The organism is Kitasatospora sp. NPDC001683 (assembly GCF_053596495.1).
In genome coordinates this window covers 1-4,947 of sequence record NZ_JBSFGK010000194.1, presented here as the reverse complement: position 1 = coordinate 4,947, position 4,947 = coordinate 1, and the positions used below count along the sequence as shown (strand labels likewise).

2 protein-coding genes are annotated in these 4,947 nt (G+C 70.3%); one reads left to right on the top strand and one right to left on the bottom strand.

The genetic code is table 11. The features are described 5' to 3' along the window. Positions 1–85 precede the first annotated feature (85 nt). The gene (locus ACWCYO_RS40190) at positions 86–1,309 is read right to left on the bottom strand and encodes a cytochrome P450 family protein (protein WP_449786995.1); all 1,224 of its coding nucleotides are present in this window, start codon (positions 1,307–1,309) and stop codon (positions 86–88) included. A gap of 180 nt (positions 1,310–1,489) precedes the next feature. Here ACWCYO_RS40190 and ACWCYO_RS40185 point away from each other — a divergent pair. Then, on the top strand, positions 1,490–4,947 hold a 3,458-nt coding region (locus ACWCYO_RS40185; protein ID WP_449786994.1), incomplete at its 3' end, for a beta-ketoacyl synthase N-terminal-like domain-containing protein.

Genomic DNA, 4,947 nt, shown 5'->3' with positions numbered 1-4,947 from the left:
TGACCGCCACCCTGTGGCGGGGGGGTATTGGCTATTTGGCGGGTGGTCTCCGAATCGGAGACCAACGGCCTTTCCGGACGCATTGTCAGTTCTTGTGCAGACGCACCGGAAGTCTTTCCAGACCCTGCATCATGAAGCTCTTGCGCCACTTCAATTCGGAGTCCGGGACGGCCAGCTCCAGGTCCGGGAACCGGCCCAGCAGGTGACGCAGGGCGATCTCCATCTCCAGGCGGGCCAGCGGGGCGCCGACGCAGTAGTGGATGCCGTGCCCGAAGCCCAGGTGCCCGGCGGTGGAACGGGTGACGTCGAGCTGGTGGGGGCAGCCGAACTGGGCGCCGTCCCGGTTCGCCGCGCCCAGCAGGACGGAGACGTACTCACCGGTGCCGACCGTCACGCCGCCGAGCTCGAACGGCTCGGTGGCGTAGCGCAGCGTCGCCCGGTTTCCGGGGCCCTCGTAGCGGAGGAACTCCTCGTTGGCGGCCGGGATTCCGCTCGGGTCGAGGCGCAGGGCCGCGAGCTGCTCCGGGTGGTTGAGCAGGGCCCGCAGGCCGTGGCCGATCATGTTGACCGTGGTCTCGTAACCCGCCACCACGAGCAGGAAGACGGTGGAGACCAGCTCGATGTCGGAGAGCTTGTCCTCCTCGTCCCTGGCGTGGATCAGCGCGCTGACCAGGTCTTCGGCCGGCTGGGCGCGCTTGAGCTGGATCATCTCCCCGATGTGCTGGCCGAACCGGGCCATGTTCGGGCCCGCGTTCTCGTTGTCGTTGGACATGATCGCGGCGGTCAGTCCGGTCAGGACCGGGAAGTGCTCCTCGCTGATGCCGAGCAGCTGCCCGAGCACCCGGACGGGGAACTGCGCCGTGTACTCCTCGACCAGGTCGACGACGCCGTCCTCGGCGGCGGCCTTCCGCTCGGCGGCGTCCAGGAGTTCGGTGCTGATGGCCTCGATGACCGGCTCGAGCTTCTTCACGCTACGGGCCGTCAGGGCCTTGTTCACGAGCTTGCGCAGCCGGGTGTGGTCCGGCGGGTCCATGTTGAGCATGTGCCGGCCGACCGAGCTGTGCTCCAGGCGCGGCGTGCCGCCCTCGGACATCTCCCGGTCGAAATATCCGAGTTGGACCGAAGTGTCGATGTCCTTGGACAGCGCCGGGTGCGAGAGCGCGATGCGCGCCTCCTCGTAGTTGACGACCGCCCAGACCTTCAGCCCGCTCGGCAGCAGCATCCGGTGCACCGACCCCTTGCTCTGCAAGGCGTCGTAGGCCGGATACGGGTTCCTCATGAACTCCTCATCCATGATCGGCAGGGACACGGATTCTCCTTGAATCAGCGGACTTGTGGATTTCGCATATGTCCGGTGTGCGATGCGTTCACCGGGATCGATTGGGGAGCGTACAGGCCGGGCGACGGAACTGACAGTGGGTAACACCGGCGTTCGTGATATCTGACATGACGTCATAATCCCTGGTGGGGGGAGAAAACGCCGACCGGTGTGACGCTCGCAACAAGGCCATTGATCTCGGCCTTCCCCCTCCTATATCGTCGCCGACGAAAGATCATCAGCTCTACGCGATGCTGTACGGGGGAACGCGCTCTAGAGGGCCTTTCTTCGTGCTGCCCGGAGCCATCGGTCCGAGTCGCGTCCTTTTCTGAGTGGGAGTCAGCCGTGTCGGCTATCCCTGTTCGTTCCGTCGTGGATGCCCTCCGAACGCACGCCATTGAGCGTGGACACGTCATCGCCTACTCTGACCAGGCACGCAGCACGACCTACGGGGAGCTGGAAGCGTCCACCGCGCGACTGGCCGGCCACATCGCCGAATTCGGAATCGCCCGGGGCGGGCGCGCCGTGGTGTGCCTCGGCAACCGGGTGGAAATGGTGGAGAGCTGCTTCGCGCTGACCCGCGCGGAGCTCGTCACCGTCCCGGTCAATCCGCATGCCGGCGATGACGAGCTCGCGCATATTCTGCGCGACTCCGAGGCCGTGCTCGTCATCACCGAGGAATCGAACTTCGAGCGGCTCCGACGGCTCGACGGCCTTCGGAATGACCTCCACTTCGTGATCGTGACGGACAATCAGGAAAGCGTCGGGGACGGTGAATGCGTCCACGACTACCGGCGAATGGCCGTAGACGAACCGAGCGCACCGGCGCCGGACGGACTGCGGCCCGACGAGATCGCCTGGATGCTGTACACCTCCGGAACGACCGGCGCCCCCAAGGGCGTTCTCTCCACCCAGCAGGCGGGGCTCTGGTCGGCCGTCAACGGCTACGCCGCCGTGCTGGACATCGGACCGGGGGACCGGCTGCTCTGGCCGCTGCCACTGCACCACAGCTTCGCCTTCAACCTCTGCGTCCTCGGAGTGATGGCGGCCGGCGCGACCGCCCGGATCGCGGCCGACTTCGCCCCGGACGACATCGTCACCGAACTCGGCAGCTCCTCCTACACCCTGATGGCCGCCGTGCCCACGATGTGCCACTACCTCCTGGACTCCGTCCCCGAGGGCGAACTCGACCTGAGCGGCCTGCGGGCCTTCCTGGTGGCCGGAGCGCTCACCAGCGCCGCCCTCGGCGCACGGTTCCGGGACGCCTTCGGCGTCCCGCTGGTCGACAGCTACGGAAGCACCGAGACCACCGGTGTCATCACCTGCAACCCGCTGGGCGACCACCGGGTGCCCGGTTCCTGCGGCCGGCCCGTCCCCGGGGTGACGGTCCGCATCACCGATCCGGAGACCGGCCTCGAAGCGCCCACCGGCCACGAGGGCGAGATATGGGTCCGGAGTCCCAGCCTGATGGCCGGCTACCACAACGACCCGGAGCGGACGGCCGAGGCCTTCCACCAGGGCTGGTACCGCACCGGCGACATGGGCCGCCAGGACGCCCAGGGCTTCGTGAGCATCACCGGGCGCCTCAAGGAACTCATCATCCGGGGTGGGGAGAACATGCACCCCGCCGAGATCGAGGACGCGATCCGCGCGAGCGCCGAGGTCGCGGACGTCGCGGTCGTCGGCCGCGAGCACGGTGTGCTCGGCGAGGTGCCGGTCGCCTACCTGGTGCCGAAGGCGGACCAGCCCTTGCCGGTGGCCGAGTTGGTCGCCCGGCTCCGCGACCGCCTCGCCTACTTCAAGGTTCCGGCGGAGCTGCACCTCACCGACCGGATCCCCCGCACGCCCTCCGGCAAGACCGTCCGCCGACTCGTCGGCGCCGAGGGCTCCCGACTGCTGGCGAACACCGGAACCCACCACGGCCGACTGACCTTCCGCGCTCCCGGCTCCCCCGACTCCTCCGCTCTGCCGGCCTCGCTGCCGGCGGACGACCGGAGCACCGTGCGCGGCAAGCCCGTCCTGCTGCTCGCCGACGCCGCCGCCACGGCGCGCGCCGAGGAACTGGCGGCGCACCTCCGCTCCGCGCACGGCTGCGCCGAGACGGTGGTCGAGCGCTGCGAGCCCGCCGACGGCGAGTCGCTGCGGCGCGCGACGGCAGGCCGGGACGGGTACGTGCTCGTCCTGCTGACCGGGGCCGAGGAAGCGGCTCCCTTCGACGAACTGGCGCGCGAACTCGCCGGTGCGGGAGGGATCGCGGTCTCGCTCAGTGCCGGGGACGAGATCGGCGCGCAGGGGCTGCGCGACGCGCTGGACGCCGCACTGATCGAGAACGCGCCCGTCGTACGGGCGTCGGCCGTCGACGTCCCGGGACCGCTCTGGGGCGTCGCGGCCGAGCCCGCTCCCGAGGTGGCAGCCCGACTGCGGGACGAACTCCGGGACCTGGGCGACCGGGACGTCGAACTCCGGCTGCTGGCCCTGGTGGCCGCCGAGTGCGCAGCCGTCCTCGGCAACGCCGCCGCGGCCTCGCTCGACCCGCGCAAGCCCTTCCGCACGCTGGGCTTCGACTCGGTGGCGTCCGTGGGCCTGCGCGTCCGGCTCCAGAACGCGACCGGGCTGCGGCTGCCGGCCTCGCTCGCGTTCGACCACCCGACCCCGCGGGCCGTGGCCCGGTTCCTCCGTGACGGACTGCTCGGTGCCCGCGGGACGGGCGAGGCCGTGGTCCTCGGGGCGGGCGCGCTGGCGGACGAGGCCGATCCGGTGGTGCTGGTGGGCATGGCCTGTCGGTACCCGGGCGGTGTGCGGTCGGCGGAGGACCTGTGGGACCTGGTCACGGCCGGTACGGACGCGGTGGGGCCCTTCCCGGAGGACCGGGGCTGGGACCTGCCCGGGCTGTTCGACGAGGACCCGGACACGGCGGGAACCACGTACGCCTCGCAGGGCGGATTCCTCGACGGCGTGGCCGAGTTCGACGCCGGGTTCTTCGGGATCTCGCCGCGGGAAGCGCTGGCGATGGACCCGCAGCAGCGGCTGCTGCTCCAGACCTCCTGGGAGCTCTTCGAGCAGGCCGGCATTGACCCGGACACGCTGCGCGGCAGCCGCACCGGCGTCTTCGCCGGGCAGATGTACCACGACTACGCGATCCGCCTCACCGACGAGCCCGGGGTGGAGGGCTACCTGAGCACCGGGCTCGCGGGCAGCGTGCTCTCCGGCCGACTCTCCTACTTCTACGGCTTCGAGGGGCCGGCGCTGACGGTGGACACCGCGTGTTCCTCGTCGCTCGTCGCCCTGCACCTGGCAGCGGACTCGCTGCGGCGGGGCGAGTGCTCGCTGGCGCTCGCGGGCGGAGTCGCGGTGATGTCGACGCCGACGTCGTTCGTCGACTTCAGTCGTCAGCGCGGTCTCGCCGCCGATGGCCGCTGCAAGCCGTTCGCCGCCGCGGCGGACGGTACGGGCTGGGGTGAGGGTGTCGGGCTGCTGCTGCTGGAGCGGTTGTCGGACGCGCGGCGCAACGGGCACCGGGTGCTGGCCGTGGTCCGTGGCACTGCGGTGAACCAGGACGGTGCGTCGAACGGTCTGTCGGCGCCGAACGGGCCGTCGCAGCAGCGGGTGATCCGTCAGGCCCTGGCAAG